At 67.7% G+C, this 25,624-nt stretch carries 25 protein-coding genes; 10 read left to right on the forward strand and 15 right to left on the reverse strand.

Annotated features, from left to right (window positions below; translation table 11 throughout):
* Positions 1–149: 149 nt before the first annotated feature.
* A complete protein-coding gene (locus ACZZZN_RS08050) occupies positions 150–1,460 on the forward strand; it encodes a UDP-glucose dehydrogenase family protein (protein WP_463504642.1) in 1,311 nt (436 codons plus the stop codon).
* Between the two features lie 33 nt (positions 1,461–1,493).
* On the opposite strand, the gene ACZZZN_RS08055 is transcribed toward ACZZZN_RS08050, so the two are convergent.
* Positions 1,494–3,419, reverse strand: a complete 1,926-nt coding sequence (locus ACZZZN_RS08055; protein WP_463504643.1) for a GDSL-type esterase/lipase family protein — start codon at positions 3,417–3,419, stop codon at positions 1,494–1,496.
* Between the two features lie 154 nt (positions 3,420–3,573).
* On the opposite strand from ACZZZN_RS08055, the gene ACZZZN_RS08060 reads away from it, so the two are divergent.
* Positions 3,574–4,143, forward strand: coding sequence for a DedA family protein (locus ACZZZN_RS08060; RefSeq protein ID WP_463504644.1), 570 nt, complete (start codon positions 3,574–3,576; stop codon positions 4,141–4,143).
* Positions 4,144–4,181: 38 nt separating this feature from the next.
* Complete coding sequence (locus tag ACZZZN_RS08065) at positions 4,182–4,358, forward strand: DUF5302 domain-containing protein (protein WP_311243353.1); 177 nt, start codon at positions 4,182–4,184, stop codon at positions 4,356–4,358.
* Between the two features lie 61 nt (positions 4,359–4,419).
* On the opposite strand, the gene ACZZZN_RS08070 is transcribed toward ACZZZN_RS08065, so the two are convergent.
* Positions 4,420–5,859, reverse strand: coding sequence for a cation:dicarboxylate symporter family transporter (locus tag ACZZZN_RS08070; protein WP_463504645.1), 1,440 nt, complete (start codon positions 5,857–5,859; stop codon positions 4,420–4,422).
* A 161-nt stretch (positions 5,860–6,020) separates the two neighbouring features.
* On the opposite strand from ACZZZN_RS08070, the gene ACZZZN_RS08075 reads away from it, so the two are divergent.
* Both ACZZZN_RS08075 and ACZZZN_RS08080 read left to right on the forward strand, forming a co-directional pair.
* Positions 6,021–7,301 (forward strand): sensor histidine kinase, encoded by a 1,281-nt coding sequence (locus ACZZZN_RS08075; RefSeq protein ID WP_463504646.1) that lies wholly within the window; start codon positions 6,021–6,023, stop codon positions 7,299–7,301.
* Positions 7,298–7,996, forward strand: a complete 699-nt coding sequence (locus tag ACZZZN_RS08080) for a response regulator (protein ID WP_463504647.1) — start codon at positions 7,298–7,300, stop codon at positions 7,994–7,996. The genes ACZZZN_RS08075 and ACZZZN_RS08080 overlap by 4 nt, the downstream gene beginning before the upstream one ends.
* Positions 7,997–8,072: 76 nt before the next feature.
* Here ACZZZN_RS08080 and ACZZZN_RS08085 read toward each other — a convergent pair whose 3' ends face one another.
* From ACZZZN_RS08085 to ACZZZN_RS08095, 3 genes are all read right to left on the reverse strand, one after another.
* Entirely contained in the window at positions 8,073–9,425 is a 1,353-nt protein-coding gene (locus tag ACZZZN_RS08085; RefSeq protein WP_463504648.1) for an FAD-binding oxidoreductase, read from the reverse strand.
* 80 nt (positions 9,426–9,505) lie between these two features.
* Positions 9,506–10,150, reverse strand: coding sequence for an FMN reductase (locus ACZZZN_RS08090; protein ID WP_463504649.1), 645 nt, complete (start codon positions 10,148–10,150; stop codon positions 9,506–9,508).
* A 1-nt stretch (position 10,151) separates the two neighbouring features.
* Complete coding sequence (locus ACZZZN_RS08095; RefSeq protein ID WP_463504650.1) at positions 10,152–11,375, reverse strand: LLM class flavin-dependent oxidoreductase; 1,224 nt, start codon at positions 11,373–11,375, stop codon at positions 10,152–10,154.
* 109 nt (positions 11,376–11,484) lie between these two features.
* On the opposite strand from ACZZZN_RS08095, the gene ACZZZN_RS08100 reads away from it, so the two are divergent.
* Both ACZZZN_RS08100 and ACZZZN_RS08105 read left to right on the forward strand, forming a co-directional pair.
* Complete coding sequence (locus tag ACZZZN_RS08100; RefSeq protein ID WP_463504651.1) at positions 11,485–12,642, forward strand: acyltransferase family protein; 1,158 nt, start codon at positions 11,485–11,487, stop codon at positions 12,640–12,642.
* Complete coding sequence (locus ACZZZN_RS08105) at positions 12,639–13,502, forward strand: serine hydrolase domain-containing protein (protein WP_463504652.1); 864 nt, start codon at positions 12,639–12,641, stop codon at positions 13,500–13,502. Before ACZZZN_RS08100 ends, ACZZZN_RS08105 begins: the two co-directional genes overlap by 4 nt.
* Before the next feature lie 13 nt (positions 13,503–13,515).
* Here the strand turns inward: ACZZZN_RS08105 and efeB are convergent, their stop codons facing one another.
* From efeB to efeU, 3 genes are read right to left on the reverse strand one after another with little or no spacing between them, the layout of a single operon-like run.
* Complete coding sequence (gene efeB, locus ACZZZN_RS08110; protein ID WP_463506567.1) at positions 13,516–14,805, reverse strand: iron uptake transporter deferrochelatase/peroxidase subunit; 1,290 nt, start codon at positions 14,803–14,805, stop codon at positions 13,516–13,518.
* A gap of 46 nt (positions 14,806–14,851) precedes the next feature.
* On the reverse strand, positions 14,852–16,084 hold the full coding sequence (gene efeO, locus ACZZZN_RS08115) for an iron uptake system protein EfeO (RefSeq protein WP_463504653.1): 1,233 nt from the start codon (positions 16,082–16,084) through the stop codon (positions 14,852–14,854).
* The gene (efeU, locus tag ACZZZN_RS08120) at positions 16,081–17,031 is read right to left on the reverse strand and encodes an iron uptake transporter permease EfeU (RefSeq protein WP_463504654.1); all 951 of its coding nucleotides are present in this window, start codon (positions 17,029–17,031) and stop codon (positions 16,081–16,083) included. Before efeU ends, efeO begins: the two co-directional genes overlap by 4 nt.
* 155 nt (positions 17,032–17,186) lie before the next feature.
* Between efeU and ACZZZN_RS08125 the strand changes: the two genes are divergently transcribed.
* The gene (locus ACZZZN_RS08125; protein WP_463504655.1) at positions 17,187–18,191 is read left to right on the forward strand and encodes an isopenicillin N synthase family dioxygenase; all 1,005 of its coding nucleotides are present in this window, start codon (positions 17,187–17,189) and stop codon (positions 18,189–18,191) included.
* A 6-nt stretch (positions 18,192–18,197) separates the two neighbouring features.
* Here the strand turns inward: ACZZZN_RS08125 and ACZZZN_RS08130 are convergent, their stop codons facing one another.
* From ACZZZN_RS08130 to rpsO, 3 genes are all read right to left on the reverse strand, one after another.
* Complete coding sequence (locus tag ACZZZN_RS08130) at positions 18,198–18,527, reverse strand: transcriptional regulator (RefSeq protein WP_463504656.1); 330 nt, start codon at positions 18,525–18,527, stop codon at positions 18,198–18,200.
* Positions 18,520–19,380 (reverse strand): hypothetical protein, encoded by an 861-nt coding sequence (locus tag ACZZZN_RS08135; RefSeq protein ID WP_463504657.1) that lies wholly within the window; start codon positions 19,378–19,380, stop codon positions 18,520–18,522. The genes ACZZZN_RS08130 and ACZZZN_RS08135 overlap by 8 nt, the downstream gene beginning before the upstream one ends.
* 154 nt (positions 19,381–19,534) lie before the next feature.
* On the reverse strand, positions 19,535–19,804 hold the full coding sequence (gene rpsO / locus ACZZZN_RS08140; protein WP_017203073.1) for a 30S ribosomal protein S15: 270 nt from the start codon (positions 19,802–19,804) through the stop codon (positions 19,535–19,537).
* A 185-nt stretch (positions 19,805–19,989) separates the two neighbouring features.
* On the opposite strand from rpsO, the gene ACZZZN_RS08145 reads away from it, so the two are divergent.
* Positions 19,990–21,282, forward strand: coding sequence for an MFS transporter (locus ACZZZN_RS08145; RefSeq protein WP_463504658.1), 1,293 nt, complete (start codon positions 19,990–19,992; stop codon positions 21,280–21,282).
* 29 nt (positions 21,283–21,311) lie between these two features.
* On the opposite strand, the gene ACZZZN_RS08150 is transcribed toward ACZZZN_RS08145, so the two are convergent.
* From ACZZZN_RS08150 to ACZZZN_RS08165, 4 genes are all read right to left on the reverse strand, one after another.
* Positions 21,312–21,866, reverse strand: coding sequence for a YceI family protein (locus ACZZZN_RS08150; RefSeq protein WP_463504659.1), 555 nt, complete (start codon positions 21,864–21,866; stop codon positions 21,312–21,314).
* A 183-nt stretch (positions 21,867–22,049) separates the two neighbouring features.
* On the reverse strand, positions 22,050–22,418 hold the full coding sequence (locus tag ACZZZN_RS08155) for an FKBP-type peptidyl-prolyl cis-trans isomerase (protein ID WP_463504660.1): 369 nt from the start codon (positions 22,416–22,418) through the stop codon (positions 22,050–22,052).
* A gap of 224 nt (positions 22,419–22,642) precedes the next feature.
* Positions 22,643–23,335 (reverse strand): alpha/beta hydrolase, encoded by a 693-nt coding sequence (locus ACZZZN_RS08160; protein WP_463504661.1) that lies wholly within the window; start codon positions 23,333–23,335, stop codon positions 22,643–22,645.
* 13 nt (positions 23,336–23,348) lie between these two features.
* Positions 23,349–24,632 (reverse strand): PrsW family intramembrane metalloprotease, encoded by a 1,284-nt coding sequence (locus tag ACZZZN_RS08165; RefSeq protein WP_463504662.1) that lies wholly within the window; start codon positions 24,630–24,632, stop codon positions 23,349–23,351.
* A gap of 89 nt (positions 24,633–24,721) precedes the next feature.
* On the opposite strand from ACZZZN_RS08165, the gene ACZZZN_RS08170 reads away from it, so the two are divergent.
* A complete protein-coding gene (locus tag ACZZZN_RS08170; RefSeq protein WP_463504663.1) occupies positions 24,722–25,591 on the forward strand; it encodes a fumarylacetoacetate hydrolase family protein in 870 nt (289 codons plus the stop codon).
* Positions 25,592–25,624 lie beyond the last annotated feature (33 nt).

The raw sequence follows: 25,624 nt of genomic DNA on the forward strand, positions 1-25,624 counted from the left end.
CAGCCGACAGACGTCGACCTCGTCCAGCCTACCAGCGGCACCCCGAAAACCCCCGCGACCGCGCCATCCGGACGTTCGGACACGCGTCGTCCATGAGTCGTTCACCCACCGGATGCCGGCTCGTGAGGAGCATCCGCTGTCCTGACACCATGCGCATGTCAGTGATCGGATGCGGGTACCTCGGTGCCGTGCACGCCGCAGCGATGGCCTCGATCGGACACGATGTCATCGGGATCGACGTCGACGCACAGAAAGTCGCGGCGCTGGCAGACGGCACCGCGCCGTTCTTCGAGCCGCAGCTCGGTGAGCTCCTGCAGGAGGGCCTCGCCTCTGGGCGACTGCGGTTCAGCACCGAGATGTCGGACGCCGCCGGATCGGATGTCCACTTCCTCGCCGTCGGCACTCCGCAGGTGCCGGGCGGTCACGCCGCCGACCTGCGATTCGTCGACGCGGCTGTGGAAGCGCTGCTCCCCCATCTGCGACCGGGCGACGTGGTCGCCGGGAAGTCCACGGTGCCCGTGGGAACGGCCGAGCGTCTGAGCGCGGCGATCACCGACCTCGGCGCGACCCTCGTGTGGAACCCCGAGTTCCTCCGCGAGGGGTGGGCGGTGCACGACACGCTCACACCCGACCGTCTGGTGGTGGGGGTGCCGTCCGGCGGCGCCGGTGAACGTGCCGCCGCTGTGCTCCGCGAGGCCTATCGCCCCGCCGTGGAGGCCGGTACGCCCTTCCTCGTGACGGATCTGGCCACGGCCGAGCTCGTGAAAGGCGCCGCGAATGCCTTCCTCGCCACCAAGATCTCCTTCATCAACGCGATGGCCGAGATCGCCGAGGCGTCAGGCGCCGACGTCGCGCTGCTCGCGGATGCCCTCGGACACGACACCCGCATCGGGCGCCGGTATCTGGGCTCGGGCATCGGGTTCGGCGGCGGCTGCCTGCCGAAGGACATCCGCGCCTTCGCCGCCCGCGCAGAGGAGCTCGGACGCGGAGAGGCCGTGGGGTTTCTCCGCGAGGTCGACTCGATCAACCTCCGGCGGCGCGAGAGAGCAGTGCAGCTTGTCGTCGACGCCCTCGGTGGGCTGGTGTTCGGACGCCGGATCGCGGTGCTCGGAGCCGCGTTCAAGCCGTTCAGCGATGACATCCGCGACTCCCCCGCTCTCGATGTCGCGGTGCGGTTGCGCGGCCTCGGCGCGGACGTCGTCGTCACCGACCCGGCCGCTCTCGACAACGCCGCGGCGGCGCACCCCCAGCTCGGCTACGCGGCTGAACGCGACGACGCGCTCCGTGACGCCGACGCAGTGGTGATCGTCACGGAGTGGGACCTCTACCGCCGCGAGATGACTCCCGAACACGCCGGTTCGCTCGTCGCGGGGCGCGTGATCGTCGACGGCCGGAACTGCCTGGATGCCGCCGCCTGGCGGGCTGCCGGCTGGAAGTACCACGGTATGGGTCGTCGCTGACGCCGCCCACCCGCGTGGTCGCAGCCCGAGCAGTCAGCCGACTGAGATCCCGCGAGGAGCACGAGAGCGACCGAGATAGACGTAGTCGTCGTGCTTCGCGACCCGTCCGTCGCCTGCGGCGCGCCCGTTCATCCGGCGCCAGACCCAGGGCAGCGCATGTCGCCGCCACCAGAGCCCCACGCCGATCGCCTCGTTCTCATGCAGCGCCGCGTCGAGCACGCCGAGCGCATCAGCGTGCGGAACGGCGAGCACCTCTCCTGCCCGATACGCGAGGAACCGGTGCCCACGGCTGCTGAGGTGCACCAGATCCTCGCCCCAATTGGGGCGGTCCGGGAGCGTCGGGTACACATCGGTGTCGATCAGGATCGCCCCTGTCCGAGCGGCGATGCCGGCGAGTGCCGTCGCGAAGGCCGCGAACCGGCGGGTGTACATCGCAGCGGCACGCCGGCGAGGGAGGAACGGCGTGACCAGCACGACATCCGCTCCGATGCCGCGAAGTCGCCGCACCGCGCCTTCGAGTTCTGCGGCGAGCGCCGATATGTCGACGGACGGTTTCACCAGGTCGTTCGCTCCGATGAGGATCGACACGAGATCCGGTTCGAGCTCGAGGGCGCGCGGGAGCTGGGTCTGGCACACGTCACGCACCCGTTTTGATCTGATCGCGAGGTTCGCATAGTGCAGGCCACCGCGCGCGGCGAGAAGCAAGGCGAGGCGATCGGCCCACCCGCGCAGGGCTCCGTCCGGGGCCGGGTCGCAGAGCCCTTCGGTGAGCGAGTCACCCATCGCCACATAGCGGTGCCAGCGACGCGTATCGACAGGAGCCGCGATCTCGGGGCGGGTCAGGCGACGCGCGCGGAGCCCCGAGTCCACGGCGCGGAGCGTCCGTGCCTCGTCGAAGTGTCCGAGCAGCTGGTCGCACACACTCGACCAGCTGCGCCCCTGCACTGCCTGGTGTCCTGCCTCGCCGAACGCCCTGCGCTTGCGCCCGTCTCCGGCGAGGTCGGCGACCCTCATCCGCAGATCCTCGAGGTCGCCCGGACGGTACAGCCATCCGTCGATCCCCATCCGCACCAGGTCCAGGGGACCGCCACGCCCGGTGGCGACGACGGGGACCCCGCTCGCGTGCGCCTCCTGCAGGGTCTGACCGAACGTCTCGCTCTCCCCCGGGTGCACGAACACGTCGAACGATGCGGTCGCCTCCGCGAGCGCTTCTCCGTCGAGATGGCCGAGAAAGAGCGCGTGAGGCATCAGCGCGGTCAGCTTCATCCGGCTGGGCCCGTCTCCGACGATCACGAGTCTGGCTCCGGGGATGCTCTGCAGCACCGCGAGGTCTTCGACCTGCTTCTCGGGCGCGAGGCGGCCGACGTATCCGATGACGACATCCCCGCCCCACTCTGCTCGCAGCGTCTCACTGCGTCGGGAGGGCTGGAATCGCTCGGCGTCCACCCCTCTCCCCCACCGACGCACCCGATCGACTCCCAGCGAGGCGAGACGCTGCGCGGAGTCCGCCGACGGCGCGAGCGACAGAGTCGCCCGACGGTGGAGCCTGGCGATGTGCGCATGCGCGACACCGGTCGTCGCAGGCACCCGGTATCTCTCCGTGTACGCCGCGACATCGGTCTGATACGCCGCGATCGCAGCGATGTCGAGGCGCTCTGCGGCGAGCGCTCCACGCCAGCCCAGTGCGAAGGGCGAAGCGAGATGAACGACGTCCGGCTGGAATTGACGAAGAGATGCGGCGACGCGGTGGGCGGGCGAGGTGCCCACTCGCACGTTGCGGTATCCGGGGAGCGCGACGCTCGGGATGGGCTCGATCACGGCACCGGCGATCTCGATGGGCATGCCGGCGGCATCCGGTGCGATCACATGTGCCTCATGGCCCGTGCGCTCGAGGTGCTTCAGGATCTGCAGGACGGATCCGGTGACACCGTTCATGTGCGGAAGGAAGGACTCTGTCACGATCGCGACTCTCACATGCCCAGGATGCCGTCGACGACAGACGTCGACTGCTGCAAATGCCTCAGAACACCAGAAGTTCACCGGATGCTGGATCGCGCGTCACCGGCTATCCGGCCGTTGGTTCCCGTTCACCTGCGCCGAGCACTCTGGAACCGTGTCCGATCTGCTCTCCGACCCCTGGGCCCTCGCCGTCATGAGCCTCCTGGTTCTCGGAGATTCCTTCTTCGTCGTCGTGCCCGGAGAGATCGCCGTCACCGCGCTCGGAGCCGTCGCGTCGTCGTCGGGGACTCCGCCCCTGTGGGCGGTGATCGTCTGTGCGGGAGTCGCGGCCGCCGCGGGAGACACCGCCTGCTATCTGATCGGTCGCACTGTCGGCACCGAACGCTGGCGATGGATGCGGGCACCCCGGGTGCGTCGGGCACTCGAGTGGGCGCGACGCCGACTCGAGAGCGGAACGGCGACCGTGCTCTTCACCGCACGCTTCGTGCCGTTCGCGCGCCTGGCCATCAACCTCGTCGCCGGCGCCTCGCGCATCCATCCGGTCCGATATCTGTGCCTGGTGAGTGTGGCGGCATTCGGGTGGGCTGCCTATCAGGCGTCCGTGGGTGCGATCGTCGCTGCCCTCGTCCCCGGTGGCCCGGTGGTGGCCGTCGTGGTGTCCGTGACGGTCGCACTCGGCCTCGGTGCGGTGATCGACATCGTCTCCCGCGGAGCGCGGAGGTGATCCCCCACCTGTCAGAGGCGTGCCCTAGGCTGGCGAACATGAGCACCGAAGAAGGCGCCTCCTCCAGTGAGGACATGAAGCGCAAGTTCAAGGAAGCGCTCGAGAAGAAGAACGCGCACCACCGGCAGGGCGAGGCCCACCTGGACGGCGACTCCGCTGTTCACGGCGCGGCAGCCCCGCAGACGCGGCGCGAGTTCCGACGCAAGAGCGGTTGACCGCACGGATGCGGGAGCCGGCGACGCCGACTCCCGCATCCTTCTTCTTCCGGCCGGAGGCTCAGTTCCGTGCGGCGCGGAGACGCGCACGCTCCTCTTTCGCCGCCATCTCGTCGAGGGCCGATTCCTTGAGCCCCTGGATGTCCACGGCCTTGCTCTCGTCGGCCATCCCGTGCTCGTCGATCCCGTCGAGCTGCGACTCCTCGAAGGGAAGCGCGCCGCTCAGCACCTGCTGCACCCGATCACGATCGATCTGACGGGTCCATGTGCCGATCAACAGCGTCGCGACCGCGTTGCCGGTGAAGTTGGTGAGCGCGCGCCCCTCCGACATGAACCGGTCGATGCCGACGATCACTCCGACGCCGTCGACGAGATCGGGACGGTAGGCCTGCAGACCGCCGGCAAGCGTCGCAAGGCCGGCACCCGTGACACCGGCGGCTCCCTTGCTGGCGATGATCATGAAGACCAGCAATCCGATCTGCTCTCCGATCGTCATCGGCTGCCCCATGCCCGTCGCGATGAACAGAGAAGCCATGGTGAGGTAGATCGCCGTGCCGTCGAGGTTGAACGAGTACCCCGTGGGAACCGTGATCCCGACGACCGGCTTCGAGACGCCGATGTGCTCCATCTTCGCGATGAGACGCGGAAGAGCGGATTCCGACGACGAGGTGCCGACGATCAGCAGGTACTCGCGGGCCAGGTACTTCACGAGGCTGAAGATGTTCACCCGGGTGACGGCGAAGAGCAGCGTCCCGAGCACCACGACGATGAACAGGAAGCAGGTGATGTAGAACGCGATCATGAGCACACCGAGGCTCCAGATCGCCGCGATGCCCGTCTTGCCGACCACCGCGGCGATCGCTCCGAACGCGCCGAGCGGGGCGAGCCACAGGATCATGCCGAGGATGCGGAACACCAGCTTCTGGAGGTTCTTGACCGCGTCCATGATCGGGGCGCCCTTGTCGCCGAGCCCCTGCAACGCGAAGCCCACGAGCAGAGCGATGAACAGGACCTGCAGGACGCTCTCACCCGTGAAGGCCGAGAAGAAGGTCGTCGGGATGATCCCGAGGATGAATTCCGTGGTCGTCTTCGCCTCGGTGTCGGTCGCGTCATAGTTGGCGTTCGCCATGTCGAGGCCGGCACCCGGATGGATGATGTTGCCGACGACCAGGCCGATCGCGAGCGCGAACGTGGACATGACCATGAAGTAGAGCAACGCCAGGCCGCCGATCTTGCCGACCGTCGCCGCCTTCGCGATGGACCCCACGCCCACCACGATCGTGCAGAAGATGATCGGCGCGATCATCATCTTGATGAGGGCGACGAAGCCGGTGCCGATCGGCTCGAGGCTCTTACCGACCTCGGGCCAGATGAGGCCGACGGCCGCGCCGAGCACGACGGCGATGATCACCGAGACATACAGCCAGGTGTGCCTGTCCCACGCCTGCTTGCCGCGGCGCCAATGGAATCCGGGAAGGGAGAACCCCGTCGTGATGGCCATGTTTTCCTCCTTGATCATGAACGTCTTCGTCTCATGCCCTCAGGCGTCCTCGCCTTCGGTAAGCTCACCGTCGCGGACTTCCCCCGGCAGCACCATTTGTGGTCGTATTGGTCACCACCGATATCCCGGACTCCGCGATCACCGACGATCGGAAGGACGCGATGAGACACGCGCGCGACACGAGGAGCATCGCTTCCCGGGTCTTCCTGGTGCTCTTGGCGGCCGCGGTGGTGGTCGGTGCACTGGTGGCCGTCTTCCTCGTCGTCGATGCCCAACGCGCCACCCATGCGGAGGCGGAGCGGGTCACGGCCGCGACAGCGGTGACGCTCGCATCGTCCCCCCTCGTCGTCGAGACTCTCGCGACAGACCAGCAGGCGGACGCGACCCGCACGCTCGAGCCCTACACACTCGATGTCATCGCGAACGCCGACCTCGATTTCGTGACGATCATGACGCCCGAGGGCACGCGCCTCACGCATCCCGACGTCGACCAGATCGGCGGGGTGTACCTCGGCACCATCCCCGACTCGCCGCGCACACTCACCGAGGTGTTCACCGGCACCCTCGGACCCTCGGTGCGGACCATCGTGCCCGTGGTCGCATCCGGCGGTGAACTGCTCGGCTGGGTGTCATCCGGCGTGACCATCGAGTCCATCTCCGAGACCCTCGTTCGCCGGCTGCCGCTCTCGATCGGCATCACCGTCGGGCTCGTGGGCCTCGGCGCTCTCGGCGCGTGGATCGCCCGTCGGTTCACACGCGGCATCGCGGGAGACCTGCCGCCGGGGCAGGTGCGGGACGCCGTGTCGTCATACGAATCCCTGCGCACCCTGGGCGACGCGCTGCGCGCTCAGACGCACGAACACGGCAACCGCATGCACACAGCCGTTGCGCTTCTCGAGTTGGGGCGCAGCGATGAGGCGATCGAGATTTTGACCGAGACGTCGCGCCAGAGTCAGTCGCTCGTCGATCAGGTCACCGCACGACAGGCCGGGGACCCCGCCGTCGGTGCTCTGCTTCTCGGCAAGGCATCCCAGGCCAGAGAGCGCGGGATCGACTGGCGGGTGAGCATCGCTCCGGACACCCCCGCCTCCCCGCTCTCCCCCGTCGACAGCGTCGCCGTGCTCGGCAACCTGATCGACAATGCCATGGATGCCGCCGCCACCGGCGCCGAACGCTGGGTGGAGGTCTCGCTGCGCCCCTCGACGCAGGGCGGAATCGTCCTCGAGGTGTCGGACGGCGGCGACGGCATTCCGTCTGAGCTGCGCGAGCGGGTGTTCACCCAGGGCTTCTCGACGAAACCGTCAGGCGACCACGGCCGGGGAGTCGGCCTCACCCTCGTCCGCGCGGTGGTGGCCGGTGTGGGCGGCACCGTGGAGGTCTCCGCTCATCCGACGATGTTCACCGTCAACCTTCCGCCGGTGAGAGGACGCAAGAGCCCATGATCCGCACGCTGATCGTCGATGACGACGCTCTGACACTCGAGCTCCACCGCTCGTACCTCGAGAGGATCGACGGGTTCGTCGTGGGCGGGGAGTGCACCGGCGCTCGGGCCGCGCTCGCCGCGGTGCTCGATCAGCCCCCTGACAGGCCGTTCGATCTCGTGCTTCTCGACATCACGATGCCCGACGGCTCGGGCATCGATGTGCTGCGCGGGCTTCGCGCCCGAGCCGCGGCCGTGGACGTGATCACGATCACCGGCGTGCGCGACGCGGACACCGTCCGGCAGATGGCAGCTCTGGGCGTCTACCAGTACCTCGTCAAACCGTTCCCCTTCGCGGTGTTCCACGAGCGCCTCACCGCCTACCGCGCCCATCGCGAGCAGGCGCGGTCGACGGCCGGGGAGGCGACCCAGGCGGAGATCGACGCGCTTCTCGGACGCACGACCGGGACGATCCCGATTCCCAAAGGGCTGTCGGCCGCGACACTGCAGAAGGTGACCGCAGAGCTGCGTTCATCCGGCGCCGCGGTGTCGGCGAGCGAAGCGGCCGCGCGGCTCGGGATGTCGCGCGTGTCCGTGCGGAGGTACCTGGAGCATCTGACCGATTCCGGCATCATCAGCCGCAGCGCCCGCTACGGTGCGCGTGGGCGCCCAGAGACGGAGTACCGCTGGACCCGACGCGCCGACAGCGACGACTGACGCCGGCGCGGTACTTGCGTCCGAGGCTCGCCATGTGGACGACGCGGATCCCGTTCGCCGGACACGGCACTCGCGCTCAGCGCGGGAGCCGCCCCTCGTGCAGCAGCGAGTCAGGGTCGGCGGCAGCTCTGATCGTGCGCAGGCGATCGATCGCCGCCGGATCACCGCAGCGCTCGAGAGTCTCGCCCGGCCCCAGGAATGTCGGGACGGTGTGCGGCGCGATCGCATGCGCCAGCGCCTCGCGGAAGCCCGCCATACTCGCATCGCCCGGTTCGCTGGGCGCCCCCGGGAAGACAGGCACCAGCGCGTGGAGCAGCCAGTCGACGCCCTGGAGCGTCGCGAACCCCGCCCGGCGAGGTTCATTCAGTGCACCACCGAGCATCCGGATGTCGATGCCCATGATCGGCCACTGCTCGGGAAGCTCGCGGAAGCGGAAGAGTTCGTCGATCGTCGCGTCGTCGAGCGACGAGAGCGCAGCAGACACGCCTCTGCCCGGCGTCGGTTCGGTGGGTTCGCCGCTCGATGCGGCGACGGACTTCGGCGACGTGGCCCCGGAGACCTCGCGGCGAACGGCGCCGGCCCGCCGCACCTGCTCGATCAGATCATCGGCGGCACCGACCGTCGACAGCGCCTGCACGGTGACGAAGCTGCGTCCGCGGATCTCCTCGGGAAGCTGCGGAGCGTCGGGCATGCGCATCGAGTTCACGAACACGTTGAGCGATGCCGGGGCCTCTGCGGACAGATCGCGGACGGCCCGCATCACCGACGCCGCGTCTGCCGCGTCGAAAGTGAGCTCGGTTCCCCACAGCGTCGGCGCGGGGACCAGGTCGATCTCGAGGGACGTCACGATTCCGACGATGCTGCCCGCTCCGCGAAGTGCCCACATCGCCTCGGGGTCGCTCTCGTCGTCGACCCGCTCGTGTGTCCCATCGCCCCGCAGGACCCACGCGGCCCTGAGATTGTCGGACCCGAGTCCTGCCGTGCGACTGAACCAGGAATGCCCGCCGCCCAGGGTGTAGCCCGCGACGGCGACGACCGGGCTCGTGCCGGCAGGAGCCACCCAGCCTGTTCCTTCGAGCGCTTCGACGATGGCACCCCAGCGGACTCCGCTGCCGACCCGCACCACTCCGGAACCGAGGTCGACCGACAACTCGTCGAAGGCCGCCATTCGGACGATGAGGGCACCGGCCAGGTCTCCGCCGGCGCCGTGCCCGGTGGGCTGCACCGCGAGCGTCACGCCCCCGTCGCGAGCGGCGTCGAGCAGAGCGCGCAGGTCGCGCAGATCGGCCGGCGCGGCCACGCCCGCCGGATGCTGTTCGATCGCCAGGTTCCACGGACGACGCGCCGCATCGAAGGAATCGTCGCCGGGGAGGATGAGGGCGCCGCGCAGAGCATGCCGTGCGGAGTCGAGCACAGAACGAAGGGCCATGAGGTCACCGTACGACGCCCTTCGGACATCGTCTACGGCCTCATGGCCCTGCATTCGTTCCCGGTCGTGCCGGGAATCGGTCATTCTCCGGCGAGACCGCCGAGCATGTGACCGAATGATCGCCCTTCACCGAGGTAGGTGGCCGGATCATACGGATCGGCGACCGAGGTCGTCTCGCGCCGCGCGATGGCCTCTGCGAGCTCGCGGGCACCCTTCTCGACCCGCTTCGCGAGCGGGGCGACGTCATCGCCGGATCCACCCCAGTCGCTGGACGCTGCGAACACGCCCGTCGAGACGGCCTCAGCGTGCAGGTAGGCGAACAGCGGGCGGATCGCGTAGTCGATCGCGAGCGAGTGTCGGGCCGTGCCAGCGTTGGCTCCGATCAGCACAGGCTTGCCGGTGAGCGCGTCGGGATCGAGCACGTCGATGAACGACTTGAACAGTCCGTTGTAGCTCGTCGAGAAGATCGGCGTCACGGCGATCAGGGCATCTGCTGAGACGACCGTGTTGATCGCGGTCTCCAGTGCGGGCGGCGCGAATCCGGTCAGCAGGTTGTTCGTGATGTCATGCGCGTAGTCACGCAGCTCGATCACGTCGACGCTGGCGTCGATGTCGTGCGCGGCGAGCGCCTTCACGGTCTCGGCCGCGAGACGATCAGCGAGCATCCGCGTCGACGAGGGGTTCGAGAGCCCCGCGGAGACGACGGCGATCCGGCGAGTGGCCATCTCAGGCCTCCTTCCGGCTGAGTCCGAACGCTGCTCCCGCGGGAGCGGGAGAGTCCTGATAGGGCGAGTCGCCGGTCAGGTTGTCACCGCGGTTGGCACCGGGGCGTGCCTGACGCGTGGGACCGTCGCCGAACTCGGCCTTCACCCGCGACGCGTGAGTCGGGGCATCCGGCACGCTCACCGGACGGTCCTTCGCGAGCTCCTTGCGGAGCACCGGCACGACCTCGGAACCCAGGATGTCGAGCTGCTCGAGCACCGTCTTCAGCGGCAGGCCGGCGTGGTCGATCAGGAAGAGCTGGCGCTGGTAGTCGCCGTAGTGCTCGCGCATCGCCGCGTACCGGTCGATGACCTGCTGAGGGGAACCCACCGTGAGCGGGGTCATCTCGGTGAAGTCCTCCATGCTCGGACCGTGGCCGTAGACGGGGGCGTTGTCGAAGTAGGGCCGGAACTGGTTCACGGCATCCTGAGACTTCGCCGCCATGAACACCTGCCCTCCGAGACCGACGATCGCCTGCTCCGGCGTGCCGTGTCCGTAGTGTGCGTAGCGCTGGCGGTAGAGCTCGATCAGGCGCTGGTAGTGCTCCTTGGGCCAGAAGATGTTGTTCGCGAAGAAGCCGTCGCCGTAGTACGCGGCCTGTTCGGCGATCTCGGGCGTGCGGATCGATCCGTGCCAGACGAACGGAGCGACGCCGTCGAGGGGGCGAGGAGTCGAGGTGAAGCCCTGCAGCGGCGTGCGGAACTTTCCTTCCCAGTTCACGACGTCCTCACGCCACAGCTTGTGCAGCAGGGCGTAGTTCTCGATCGCGAGCGGGAGACCCTGACGGATGTCCTGTCCGAACCAGGGGTAGACCGGCCCGGTGTTGCCGCGGCCGAGCATGAGGTCCATGCGACCGTCCGAGACGTGCTGCAGCATCGCGTACTCCTCGGCGATGCGCACGGGGTCGTTCGTCGTGATGAGCGTCGTCGAGGTCGACACGATGAGTCGCTCGGTCTGGGCGGCGAGCGCCGCAAGGAACGTCGTGGGGCTCGAGGACCAGAACGGAGGGTTGTGGTGCTCGCCGATCGCGAAGACGTCGAGGCCGACCTCTTCGCTGTGCTTGGCGATCGCCAGCGTCGCCTTGATGCGTTCCTGCTCACTCGGCGTGACTCCGGTGGTGGGGTCGCGGGTGATGTCGCTGACCGACATGATGCCGAACTGCACCGGGACGCCTGCCTGCTCACTCATGATTGCTCCGTCTTCTCCGAATCGGGTGCGCTGCATCCGGTTCTATTCATTTGAATGTATCTGAGTCAACGCGATGCGAGCAACTTTATTCCCCGAGTAGCCTCAGAGCATGCACAGCGCCGGATCCGACACGACGAACCCCGCCACCGGAACCGTCCAGAAGCCCCGCAAGCGGGTCCCGTTCTGGGACAACGCCCGGTACGCGTGCATCGTCCTCGTGGTTCTCGGACACGCGATCCAGCGGCTCACCTACGACTCCGACATCGCCCTCGCGGCCTACCTGGCGCTGTACGCCTTCCATATGCCTGCGTTCGCGATCATCTCCGGGTACTTCTCGAAGTCGGGCTCCCCCACACGCGTGCAGATGGCCCGCGTCATCACGGACATCCTCGTCCCCTATGTGATCTTCGAGTTCCTCTGGACCCTCACGAAGTGGCTCGTCGAAGGACAGGCCGACCCCAACTTCACCAAGCCGTCGTGGACGCTCTGGTTCCTGCTGGCACTCGGTATCTTCCGTCTCGTCCTCCCCTACCTGGCGCTGCTGCGCTGGCCGCTGCTGTGGACGGTCATCATCTCGATCGGCGTGGGCTATCTGCCCAACGTCGACAGCACCTTCTCGTTGTCGCGGACGCTGGGCCTGCTGCCGTTCTTCGCTCTCGGCTGGTGGCTGCGCGAGCGCGACATCGTCAACCGGTTCCGGCTCCTCGACGTCCGCCCGTGGTGGATCCGTGCGGTCAGCATCCTGCTGCTCGGCGCCGCAGGATTCGCCGCCTGGCGCTGGATCGACGTCTGGGAGCAGATCGACCTGCGCCACTGGTTGTTCTACGAAGACGCGTATGCGGACCTCGGCGGAGAACAGTGGTGGGCCGGCGGTGTGCGTGTCGCACTGATGCTGCTGGCGGTCATCCTGAGCGCAGCATTCTTCGCTCTGATCCCCCGAGGCACCCACTGGTGGACGAGGTTCGGTCAGTACACGATGTATGTGTTCCTGCTGCATTCGTTCGTGCTCTACCCCTTCCGCGAGACCGGGGTTCTGCGCGACCTCGACCCGACGTGGCTGTGGCTGCCGCTCGTGACCCTGCTTTCGGTGGTGCTGGCCCTCGCCCTCGCCACCAGGCCCGTGCGCTGGCTGTTCCGTCCTCTGGTCGAGCCGCGCCCGCAATGGCTCTTCCGCGACCCCGAACTCGCTCGACGCGAGGGGCATCGCAGCGACCCCACCGGATCTCGTCGGCCTCGTCAGGGAGCAGCGGCTAGCCTGAAGGAGTGACCAGAGCCGAGACGATCCGCGACCGCCTCGTCGACCACGCCGAGACGTCGGGATTCGGCGCCCACGGACTCCACGTCCGCGTCGGCAGCGATGTCGCAGAGCACCGGTGGGCCCCCGACGTCCGCGAGGAGATCCACTCCGTCGCGAAGGGCGTGTGCGTGCTCGCGGCAGGTCTCGCCGCCGACGAGGGCCTGATCTCGCTGGACGCACCTGTCGCCCAGTACCTGCCGGACTTCACGCTCGGCGACGGCGTCGATCAGGTCACGCTCCGACACCTGCTGTCGATGTCGAGCGGCATCGACCTCCCCTGGTCCGAGACCCTGATGACCGACTGGCCGGATCTGGCGCGTGAGTTCCTCTCACGCGCATCGCGCGGCCGCGTCTTCCAGTATTCCAATGCCAGCACCTATACGGCGATGACCGCGCTCGCCACAAGAGTCGGCGACGTCGTCGAATACCTGCGCCCGAGGCTGCTCGAACCGCTCGGCATCGACGACGTCGAGTGGGAGAGATGCCCCCGGGGGCGCATCGTCGCCGGGAGCGGCATCTCGTTGCGTACCGAGGAGCTCGCGCGCCTCGGTCAGCTGATCCGCGACCGTGGCGAGTGGGAGGGGCGCTGCCTCGTGCCCGCGTCGGTGATCGACGCGATGCACTCCGATTGGGTGGTGGCGGGCGAGAACCCCGCCTATGAGCGCTATGCGCTGGCGGGATGGGACGGCCCAGACACTGCCTGGCGTCTGCACGGCGCCTACGGGCAGCTGCTGATCTTCTGCGATGACGCGGTCGTCACCATCACGGCGGAGGACCATTTCGGCGCGGACGCGATGGCCGCATTCGCCGTCGAGACCCTCAGCGCCTGAGCGACCTCGCGGGTCAGGCGAAGAGCTCGGCGCCGACGTACGATCCCGGCGTCGCACCGGCGGGTATCGCCCAGATCCCCGAGCCCACGTGTCTGATGTACTCGTTCATGAGATCGGTGGACAGCCGTCGCTGGAGAGCGACGAACTGCGCGGGGTCTCGCTGGTACGACAGGAAGAACAGCCCGGCATCAAGGCGCCCGAGGTCGTTGTTGCCGTTGACGTAGTTGAACCCCCGGCGGAGGATGCGGATGCCGTCGTTCTGGTCGGGGTGCGCCAGTCGCACGTGAGCGTTGGCATCGATGGCTGAGGTGCCGAAGTCGGGTGCCGCGAACTCGTCACCGCCCGACAACGGGGCGCCCACCCCCTTGTCACGCCCGATGATCGCATCCTGCTCGGAGAGCCGCACACGATCCCACGTCTCGATCAGCATCGCGATCTTGCGGGCCACCAGGTACGAGCCGCCCGCCATCCATGCGGGTTCGTCCGACGACCCCACCCAGACGTTCGCGTCGAGAGCGGCGGAGTCGTCGGCGAGGATGTTCGCGGTGCCGTCCTTGAATCCGAAGAGGTTTCGCGGGGTCGCCTGATCCGATGTCGTACGAGAGGTCTTGCCGAAGCCGAGCTGCGACCAGCGCAGCTTCGCGCGCCCGAAGGCGATGCGGCTGAGATTGCGGATCGCGTGGACGGCGACCTGAGGATCATCCGCGCAGGCCTGGATGCAGAGGTCGCCGTGGGACGCCTGCGGGTCGAGGTCGTCGCCGAGGAAGGCGGGCAGGCGCTCGAGGGAGGCCGGACGCCTGTCCGCAATGCCGTACCGGTCGCCGTCCTCGTTCTCGAACAGTCCTGGGCCGAAGCCGATCGTGATGGTGAGACCTGCCGCGGGCAGCCCGAGCGCCTCGCCTGTGTCGTCGGGCGGGACTTCCGCATCACCGCCAACGGCACCGGTCGCACTCACCTCGAGCCCCTGGGTCATCCGAGAGGCGGCATAGGTCCAGTCCTGCAGCAGCGTGATCAGGTCATCGCGATCGGTGCGCGGCATCATGTCGAACGATGCGAAATGCAGATGCTCCTGTACGGGGGTGGTGATGCCGGCCTGATGCGCACCGAAGAAGTCGTACGCGTGTTCGGCCTCGGCGTGAGCCCTGGCACGGCCGAGAGCGACTCCGCCGGTCAGCCCTGCTCCCACTCCGACCGCCAGAGAGGCCACTCCGCCGCCGAGCGCCAGGCCGAGGAGTCCTCGTCTGCTGAGACCTGTCGGCGCGGTCGCCGCGGCCGCCTCCTCCGTCAGGGAGTCGGCGGCCACGGCATCCTTCGAGCTTTGTTCCACCTGCGAGATCGTACCCGTCGGATCAGTCGAGGACCGTGCCGGTGAGCTGCGAGAGCGGCTCGGCGAGGGCGTTGATGAGGTCGGTGAACTCGCGCTTGTCGGCATCGGTCAGCTCGGCGTATCCGACGAATCCGTCGGCCAGCGAACCGTGAGCCGCCAGTGACGTCTCGAGAGCCGCGTATCCGTCCTCGATCTCGGTGACGAGCGCCTCGCCGTCGTCGCCCTGCGCCGTGGCGAAGTCCTGCACGAGCGAGAACGCCATCTTGGAGCCTTCGACGTTCGCCGCGAAGTCGTAGAGGTCGGTGCCGGACCACCAGTCCTCTTCGCCGGAGATCTTGCCGGTGGCGACCTCATCGAGCAGCGCGATCGCACCGTTCGAGATGCCGCCGATGCCCTGGTCGTCGAGCGCCGTCGTGAAGTCGTCCGAGTGCACGTAGTCGTACAGCTCCTGCACGTCGGCGATCAGCTGGTCCCCGTATTCGACCCGCTCCTCCGCCGTCGACGGTGCCCAGTCCTGCCAGGCCGGCGTCTCTCCGTCGGCGTTCAGCGCGTCCTGCGCGGGCACCCAGAGGTCCTTCTCGATGCGGTGGAAGCCCGTCCAGTCGAGCCCCTCGGCCACGGCATCCACCTCGCGGTAGTCGATTCGCGGGTCGAGTGTGCCGAGAGCCTCGGCGACCGGCTCGATGCGCTCGTAGAAGGCTCGCGTCTGGGGGAAGAGGGCGCGTGCCGTTTCGTCGTCGCCCGACTCGTAGGCGGCGACGAGCTCGTCGACCGACGGGACGAGCTGGCCGACCTGGTCCTTCACGAACGCGGCGTACAGATCGACGGCCTGCTGCTTCTGCTCGGCATCCTCGCCTGCGACGGCGACCCGGTCGCCCGTCACAGTGAACTCGGACTTGCCGACGCCTTCGCCGATCATGCCGGGCTTGCACAGCGTGAAGTACGTGCCGGGCTGAGCCACGACCGTCAGCGTCCGCGACGCGGAGGGGGCGATGTTCTCGACCTCTCCGACGATGCGCAGGCCGTCGTCGGCGAGCAGATAGAACTCGGACGTCTGACCGCTGTCGTTCGTGACGTCGAACGTGAGGGTGCCGCTCTTCGCGGTCGCTCCGGACACGGCGCACTCCGCGTCGGTGGACGAGACGTCGAAGGCAGCGCCCGCCGCGACGTCGCTCTTGGCGACGCAGCCGCTGAGGAGAAGTGCGGCAGCTCCAGCGGCTGCGACGGCACCGAGGATTCGGCGAGAGGTGGTCATGCTGCTCCTTGCTGGGTGAGAGTGGATGCCGACGCGTCCTCGTCTGCGGAGGTCGGCGAACGAGGTATGACGGCCCTGCGGGTGCGAAGCCCGCGGACGAAGAAGAATCCGACGACGGCCATGTAGACCACCCAGGCGGAGACCTGGAGCCAGGTCATGCGCGGCATGAAGCCGACGGTCGCCTGGAGGATCGTCGCCCAGACGCTGTCGGGGGCGATGACGTTCGTGACATCGAACGCCCAGCCGAACGGGAAGGCCGCCCAGCCGAGGGCGACTGCACCCGTCACAGCATCGATCGGGGCGACGGCGGTGAACGGCCCTGGTAGCACGCCTGCCTCCTGCAGGTCCATGATCGCGTAGGCGAGCACGCCCGCGGCGACGATCACGAGGAAGCCGCTCGTCCAGGTGAAGAAGCGACGGAGATCCAGCCGCACGGCGCCGCGCGCGAGCAGCCACCCGATCACGACGGCGGCGAGAAGACCCAGCACCGCACCGAGCAGCGCCGAGGGAGCGTCCCCGAAGGACTGGACCATCGACCACAGCAGCAGCGTCGTCTCGATGCCCTCTCGCGCGACCGAGACGAAGCCGATCGCGATCAGGGCCCAGATGCCCCCCTGAGTGAGCGCCCGGTCGAGTCCACCCTCGAGCGTCGCTTTCATCGTGCGGCCGGCCTTCTGCATCCAGAAGATCATCCAGGTGACCATGCCGACGGCGAGCAGCGACAGCAACCCGCCGATGAGCTCCTGCGCCTCGAACGTCAGCGAATACGCGCCGAACGTGAGAACCGCGCCGATGCCCAGCGCGAGCGCGATCGCGAGTGCCACACCCGCCCAGAGTCGGGGCAGTGCATCGCCTCGACCGAGGCGCCGGAGGTAGGCGATGAGGATGCCGACGACCAGCGCGGCTTCGAGGCCTTCGCGGAGACCGATGAGAAAAGTGGCGAGCACGGAGGGACACTCTCTGACAGGAATTAAGGTAAGGCATCCCTTACTTCAGAGAGGTTAGCACCTCGCCCGACCACCCCATTCACGCAGTTCCGTGACAGACGGTAATTCGACGCAACACTCGACCTCGCTCCCCGCAATCGATCTACGCTCGGTGAATGGCTGATCTCTCGCTCCCCATCCTCGACCTGTCCCAGCTCGATGCCGGCCCCGAAGCCGCCGCCCGGTTCCGTGAAGACCTGCGGGCAGCCACCCACGACGTCGGCTTCTTCTACCTCACCGGCACCGGCATCTCACCGGAGCTCGAAGCGCGCCTGCATCAGGCTGCCCTGGACTTCTTCGCCCTGCCGGACGAGGACAAGCTCGCGATCGAGAACGTGAACAGCCCGCACTTCCGCGGGTACACCCGGATCGGGGGCGAGCGGACGCAGGGCAAGGTCGACTGGCGCGAGCAGATCGACATCGGACCGGAGCGCGAGCCCGTCGAGGGCGGACCGGCGTTCAACCGCCTGGTGGGCCCGAACCTGTGGCCCGCCGCGCAGCCCGAACTCAAGACCGTCGTCACCGAGTGGCACGACACACTGACCGAGATCGCGCAGAAGCTGCTGCGCGCCTGGGCCACGACCCTCGGAGCCGAAGAGACGTACTTCGACGAGCCGTTCCGCGACCCGTCGACCCTGATCAAGATCGTTCGCTACCCGGGCACCCACGAGCCGGAGCCCCAGCAGGGTGTCGGCGCGCACAAGGACTCCGGTGTCCTCACCCTGCTCTGGGTCGAGCCCGGCAAGGGTGGACTGCAGGTCGAGCGCAACGGCGAGTGGGTGTCGGCTCCCCCGGTGCCCGGCGCGTTCGTCGTCAACATCGGAGAACTGCTGGAGTACGCGACCGGCGGCTACCTCAAGGCGACCAATCACCGGGTGATCTCCCCCAGGGCGCCGGAGGAGCGCATCTCGATCCCGTTCTTCTTCAACCCGGCACTCGATCAGCAACTGCCCCTCCTCGAGCTGCCGGAAGATCTGGCCGCCGAGGCGACCGGCATCACCGAGGATCCGAGCAACCCCATCCACGCCACCTACGGCGAGAACGCCATGAAGTCGCGGCTGCGTGCGCATCCAGACGTGGCGGCGATCCACCACCCCGACCTGGTCGGCGCCAACGTCTGACCCCGGTCACAGCGCGGGGCCGGTTCCGAGCGCGACGATCTCGCGCAGGGCCTGCAGGTGTCCGGCGAAAGCCGCACGCCCGGCCGCGGTCGAGTGGACCCACGTGCGAGGGCGACTGCCGAGGCTGCCCTTGCGCGCGACGACGTACCCCGCAGCCTGAAGGTGCGAGATGGCCTTGCTCAGCGGCGAGTCACCGCACTGAAGGATCTCGCGCAGCGTGGCGAAGTCCAGCTCGACGCCGTCACCGAGTGACGCCAGGAGCGAGAAGCGGATAGGCGACGCGAAGTTGTCGTCGAGTCGGATCCGAGGGTGCGGCGCCGACGGCAGGTCAGCCACGGAGATCATGTCCGGGGGCGAATGAGACGGCGATGAACAGCGCGATCACGCCCAGTCCACCGAGCACTCCCACGAGAACCGGAATGTCGTCGACGAGCACGACCAGCGACAGCGCGCAGGTCGATGCTGCGAAGGCGACGAGGTGGGGCCAGCGCCACGCGGCGCCGACCGCCGGCAGACCCATCTCCGTGCGCGCGGCCACGATCCAGGCGAACAGCATCAGCACGACGAGCAGAAGAAGGATGCTCGTGAGCACCCCGTCCGGTGCGGAACCGAGCATCATCAGAAGGCCGACCGCGACCCCGACGAGCACCGTGCCCCAGCGGGCGCCCCGCGAAAGCATGCTTCGTGCTGCTGGGGGCCTCCGAACATCGCCGGATGCCCTGATGAGTTGGACCACGCCGTAGCCGCCGAATCCGATCACGACCAGTGCAACGGGGATCACCATGCCGATCACCGGGAAGTCCGGATCGAAGGCGGCGAACCCGAAGATCACTAGTGCCGCAGCCAGTAGGGCTGCGCCGGCCACGACCACGGGCCAGCGCGACCATGTCATCCGCCATTGCATGCCACTGCGCTGAGCCGCTCCGCTCGCGAGCTGTCCCCACATGAGGAAACCGAAGAGGACCACCTGATACGTCCCACTGACGTCAGAACGGATGGCCACAGTCGCCGCCGTCAGGAAGACAGCAGTCACGAGGCAATTGATGATCTGCAGCCAGGCCAACGCTCGACGGTCGACGGAGCGCTCGCGTCGGATGGCGACGGCGTCTGCCTCATCGAGATATTTCTGAGCGATGTCCGCACTGGGCGGCGCCAGCAGCTCCTGGCCCTGGACCGGCTGATGTTCCATGATGCGACCCCCTTCGCTTTCCATGAGGAAAGCTCACTACTTTCCTACGGGAAAGCGTGCGAGAGATCAACCCCGGACATGACGAAGGCCGCCCCACACCTGGGACGGCCTTCTCAAGAATGTTCTGCGCGATTGTACGCTGGCTCGCTCCGCGTTATCGGCGAAGGCCCAGGCGTGCGATCAGCGAGCGGTAACGCTCGATGTCGACGCTCTGGAGGTAGCCGAGCAGACGGCGGCGCTGACCGACGAGCAGGAACAGGCCACGACGCGAGTGGTGGTCGTGCTTGTGCTCCTTCAGGTGCTCGGTGAGGTCCTTGATGCGCTGCGTCAGCATCGCGGCCTGCACCTCGGGGGATCCGGTGTCACCGGGGTGCGTCGCGTACTCTTCGATGATCGCCTTCTTGACGTCTGCTTCCAGTGCCATAGATTCGATCCCCTCTCTGCTTGTTGCGCGGCGCCCGACGCCTGATGCGAGGGCTCTCTTTATCCGCGGCCGATCGAACGGCAACCTGAAGAGTCTACCAGGACTCGATGCTGCCGCGTGACCGCCGACGGGCTTCGCTCCGCTCACCTCGGATACGCTCGGATCATGCATGACAGGCACGCGGCGTGAGCACGGCTCGCAGCCATCTGATCGATCTCAGTCCGCTCAAGGCCAGCCCGGCGTTCGCCCGCATGTGGACCGGCTCCGTGCTCGCCGGCATCGGCGGTCAGCTCACGATCGTGACCGTGATGCTGCACGTGTTCGCACTCACCGGAAGCACCTTCGCGGTCTCGATGATCGCCGTGGCTGGGCTCGTGCCGATGATCCTCGCCGGACTCTACGGAGGGATGCTCGCCGATGCGTTCGATCGGCGTCGCGTCGCGCTGATCGCCGCGACCGTGACCTTCGCGTCGACCGCTCTGCTCGCCGCTCTCACCTGGACGGGCGCCGAGACGATCTGGTGGCTGTACATCCTGAGCATCGTGAACTCGGCCGCCAACTCGGTGGGAATGGCGACCCGCACCGCGATCGTGCCGCGCCTCATCCCCCGCGACCTGCTGGCTGCGGCATCCGCGCTCAACGGCGTCGCCTTCGGCCTCACCGTGATGGCGGGGCCTGCACTGGCCGGCATCCTCGTCGCCCTCACCGGATACGGGTGGACCTACACGATCGACGTCGTCCTGATGCTCTCGATGTTCCTCGGCCTCTGGACGCTGCCCACACTGCGCCCCGAGGGCGAGATCGTACGTCCAGGACTCGCTTCCCTGGTGGACGGGTGGAAGTTCCTGAAGCGAGCCAGCAACATCCGCACGCAGTATGTCATCGACATCATCGCCATGACCTTCGGACAGCCCCTCGTCCTGTTCCCCGCCCTCGGCACCGTGCTGCTCGGCGGCGGGGCGGTGACCACGGGCATCCTCACGGCAGCGGTCGCCGTCGGCACGTTCGCGTCGAGCCTGTTCTCGGGGCGCGTGGTGCAGTACCGCTGGCACGGCCGAGGTATCGAGCGCGCGGTCGAGGCGTATGGCGCATCGATCCTCGCCTTCGGCGTCGTACTGCTGATCGGCGCGTTCTCGGATCCGGCGACGGAGAAGATCCCGAACGTCGCACTGATCGTCGCCGCGTGCATCGCCCTCGCCCTGTCGGGCGCGTCCGACAACGTGAGCTCGATCTACCGGAACACCATGATGCAGGCGGCCGTGCCGGATGCCATGCGCGGGCGGTTGCAGGGCGTCTTCATCATCGTCGTCGCCGGCGGACCACGGATCGGCGCTCTGTACGCCGGAGCCCTCGCGTCGATCACGACGCTGTGGTTCCCGCCTCTGCTCGGCGGGTTGCTGGTGATCGCCCTCGTCGCACTGCTCGCGCGCCGCAGTTCGCGATTCCGCGGATACGACGCAGAGAACCCCGAGCCCTGAGGCCCGGGGTTCTCGAAATCAGTTGGTGATCAGTCCTGCTGCAGAGCGCCCTGCAGGTCGAGGCTGATCGTGACGTCCTTGCCGACGAGCACGCCACCGGTCTCGAGCGCCGCGTTCCAGGTCAGGCCGAAGTCCTCGCGGTTGATGACGGTCTTGGCCGACGCGCCGGCCTTGTAGTTGCCCCACGGGTCGGAGCCGAAGCCGCCGAAGTCGAGCTCGAAGCTCACGGGCTTGGTGATGCCGCGGATCGTCAGGTCTCCGTCGACGAACAGCTCGCCACCCTCGGTGCGGGCACCGGTGGAGACGAACTCCATCGTCGGGAAGTTCTCGGTGTCGAAGAAGTCGCCCGAGCGGAGGTGCTGGTCGCGGCCCTCGTCCTTGGTGTCGATCGAGGTGACATCGACGCTCGCCTCGACGCGGGCCTCGAGGGGGTTCTCAGGAGCGACGAGGGTCGCGCTCTTCACACCGAAGGTGCCGCGCACCTTGGAGATCATCATGTGGCGAACGCTGAAGGTGACCTCGCTGTGCGACGGGTCGAGCACCCAAGTGCCTGCGCGGTAACCGGGAATGTCGATGCTGGTCATGGTTTCTCCTCTGGAGACATCAGCCGCATTCTGCGGCAACGGATGAGGGGCCGTGTTCACGGCGTCACGGGTTACAACTTACATGCAGATGCATGTATTCCCCTGTGCGCGGAAGTTTCTCGACGGAATGACGACGAAGGCGCCGCGCCCCTGGGGACGCGGCGCCTTCGTTCGCGGATCGACTCAGCCGACGGCAACGAGGTCGATGATGAAGATCAGTGTCTTGCCGGACAGGAAGTGGCCCCCACCGACGGGCCCATAGGCCAGGTGCGGCGGGATGACGAGCTCACGGCGTCCGCCGACCTTCATGCCGGGGATGCCGTCCTGCCAGCCCTGGATGAGTCCACGGAGCGGGAACTGGATGGTCTCGCCACGGCCCCACGAGGAGTCGAACTCCTCGCCGGACTCGAACTCCACACCGGCGTAGTGGACGGTGACGGTGTCACCGGGCTTCGCCTCGGTGCCGTCTCCTTCGATGATGTCGCGGATCACGAGCTCCGCGGGGGCGGGGCCGGACGGGGCGTCGAACTCAGGCTTTGTGCGATCAGTCATGTCTTCCATCCAACCCGAGCCGCGTGCCATGGGTCAACGGGATCGCTCCGCTGAGGGCGAAACGCCACCCGCTCAGTGCACGATCGAGGGGCCCTTGACAGTCGCGCGCACCGGGTGCACCCTATTCATAGACCAACTCAGCGCCCGGTAGACATGCAGGCATCGCCGCAGCACCGGGCGCTGAGTCTTTCCACCCTAGGCACGAGCACACGGCGGAGCGAACGTCAGTGAGCGGCTTCCTCGGCGTAGCCGACCAGCAGGGAAGCGAGTTCGTCCGGCCTGCTCAGGGCGACGCAATGGCCCGCCCTGATCTCGTCCGCGACGACCCCGAGCCGTTCGAGTGCCAGGTCGACGAGGAATGCCCGAGGGAAGAACCTGTCTTCCGTGCACGCGATGAATCTGGTGGGCGTGGCCGGCCACTCGGTCAGCGGCCAGGTCGCAGTCATCGCCACCTCGGAAGGGTGCGCGCGTTCTCGACTCATCGCTTCCTCAGCCAGCACCCTCGGTACGTCGTGATAGAAGCCGACGAACGGATCCTCGCTGCCCGTCACACCGCCATCTCTCGCGGCCTGCGCGCGAACCGCTGCGACGAACCCGGTGTTCTCCCACCAATCCCCTGGAGACTCCCCCGGAGCCGGGATCATCGCTGCGAGCAGCACGAGAGCGTCAGCCGACACGCGTTCCGCCACGAGGGGCGCAGTGAAACCACCGAATGAGTGGCCGACCACGATCCCACCCCGTCGCCCGCCTGCGGCCGCCACGACTGCATCCGCGTAGTCGCCGAGCGTGAGCGTCTCGTCATCGCCCGGGAGGTCAGGCGCGAGCACCTCATGACCTCGGGCCTCCAACGCGGCCGCGACCCGGTGCCACGCCCAGCCTGTGTCTCCCGCTCCGTGCACGAGGATGAAGGTGGTCATGGCGATCCCTCCCTCAGTACGCCAGCAGAGCAGCCCTGGTCGCCCGAGTACGCGCGAGCAGAGCCTGCTCATCCGCAGGAGCCATCGGGTCCCGACCCGTGATCGCTCGCTGACGGACGGAGGCGAGCATCGTCGCATCCTTGATGAACTCGCGCATCAGCGGGCGACGGTCACCGCGCAGCTGCGCCGCCCACCGGAGTCCGGTCTTGCGCCCCGCCGCGGTCGCGAGCATGACGACCTCTTCCGGGGTGAACCACCCCGCAGCCGCATACTCGCCGAGTCGGGCTTTCGTCACTCTCGCCTCCTCGCGCCGCAACGCCACGATTCCGAGGATGAACGCGACGAACAGTGGCACCTGGAGCACGAAGTACAGCAGGAAGAAGTTCGCGAAGGACGACCCGTTCCACAGTCCGTGCAGGATGATCGCCCCGAGCAGGCCGAGAAGCCCGGCTCCGAGCACCGCGGCTGCGGAAGCGTGGCGACGCGCAGCCAGACCGATGGCCAGACCGGTGAGGGATGTGAACATCGCGTGCGCGAACGGCGACATGATCGCCCTCAGGATGAACGTGACGGTGAGCTGGCCGCTGCCTCCCTCGATCAGGCTGATCGCGAAGTATTGGATGTTCTCGGTGAAGGCGAACCCGGCGCCGACCAGGGCACCGTAGACGACGCCGTCGACGGGCCCGTTGAACGATCGACGGGCGATCAGGAACACGATGAAGACGCCGACGCCCTTCCAGAGCTCCTCGACGATCGGAGCCTGGATGACGGCACTCGCGACCTCGCCGCGGTAGCCGAAGACGAAGGTCAGCCCCAGGTCGACGAGAAGAGTGAGTCCGACGGCGGCGATCGCCCCCCAGGCGACGGCGAAGAAGACGAGCGACTTGGGCTCCGGCTCCCATCTGTCGATCATGCGGACGACGAAGAAGACGATGGCGAGCGGCACCAGTGCGAGAACGAGCCCCACCACCGACGCGAATGTCCCCAGGAAAAGGCCGAAGTATGCGATGAGCCCCAGCATCAGCAGACCGAGGACGGCGAACAGGATGTACAGAGTGACCCGACCACCGTTCCGCCCGGCCGGAAGAGAAGGCAGCCCGGGCGCAGGCGCCGGCGCGACGGGAGCAGGTGGCGAATACGCCGTCGGCTGGGCGAGCACGGACGCGTATCCCGGATGCTGCGAGTACTGCTGAGGCGTATAGGGCGAACGCGCATACTGTTCGGGCGAGTACTGCGACGGCTGCTGAGCCGGTGGCGGCGTGTACGGCGATGGCTGGGACGGTCCTCCGGAACTCATGGGAACGAGCATATTGGCAACAGACATGTTCGCCCGCGTCTGGAGACTTCCTCCCGCCATTACCGCGTGGCACCGGATAGCGTAGAGCCATGCGGTTCGCTCATCTGCGTCGTGCCGACTCCACCGTTGCGAATCTCGCAGTGGTGGAGGGTGCCGACGCCATCCTCGTCTCCGATCTCCTCACCGACCCGCCCGCGACGCTCCAGCAGCTGATCGACGGCGGCGACTCGATGCTCGACTCCCTGCGTTCCGCGCTCGGTCGCAGTGACGTCGCCCGGCATCCGCTCAGTGACTGGGAGTTCGACTCTGCGGTGATCTCGCCACCCGCAGTGCTCGCGGTCGGACTCAACTACGCTGCGCATTCGTCAGAGCTCGGTCTCAAGACCGACGCTGCTCCCACGGTCTTCACGCTCTGGCCGAACTCTCTGGCCGGGCACGAGCAGACGACGTCGTGGCCGCGCTCGCTCAGCGAGGCCGTCGACTACGAGGCTGAGCTCGGAGTGCTGATCGGAAGTCCGGCGAAGGATGTCACCGAGGAGGACGCACTCTCCCACGTCTGGGGTTACACCGTCGTCAACGACATCACGGCGCGCAACGTGCAGTTCTCCGAGGCGCAGTGGTCACGCTGCAAGTCATTCGACGGCTTCTCCCCCACCGGGCCCTTCGCCGTCACCGCCGACGAGATCGTCGACCCGCAGGATCTGCATATCTGGGCCGTCGTCGACGGGCAGACCGTGCAGGACGCCAGCACCGGCCAGATGGTGCGCTCGGTCGCGAAGTTGATCGCGCACCTCTCGCAGTCGCTGACTCTGCTTCCGGGGACGCTGATCTCGACCGGCAGCCCCGGGGGCGCCGGGTACTCACGCGACCCGCAGATCTTCCTCCGGGACCGCTCGACGGTCACCGTGGGCATCGACGGCATCGGAGAGCTGACCACGCACTGCCGCGTCCTCGACTGATCGGCTGTGCTGCCCTACGGCACATGAAGGAGG

The sequence above is a fragment of the Microbacterium sp. AC145 genome, from assembly GCF_979258505.1.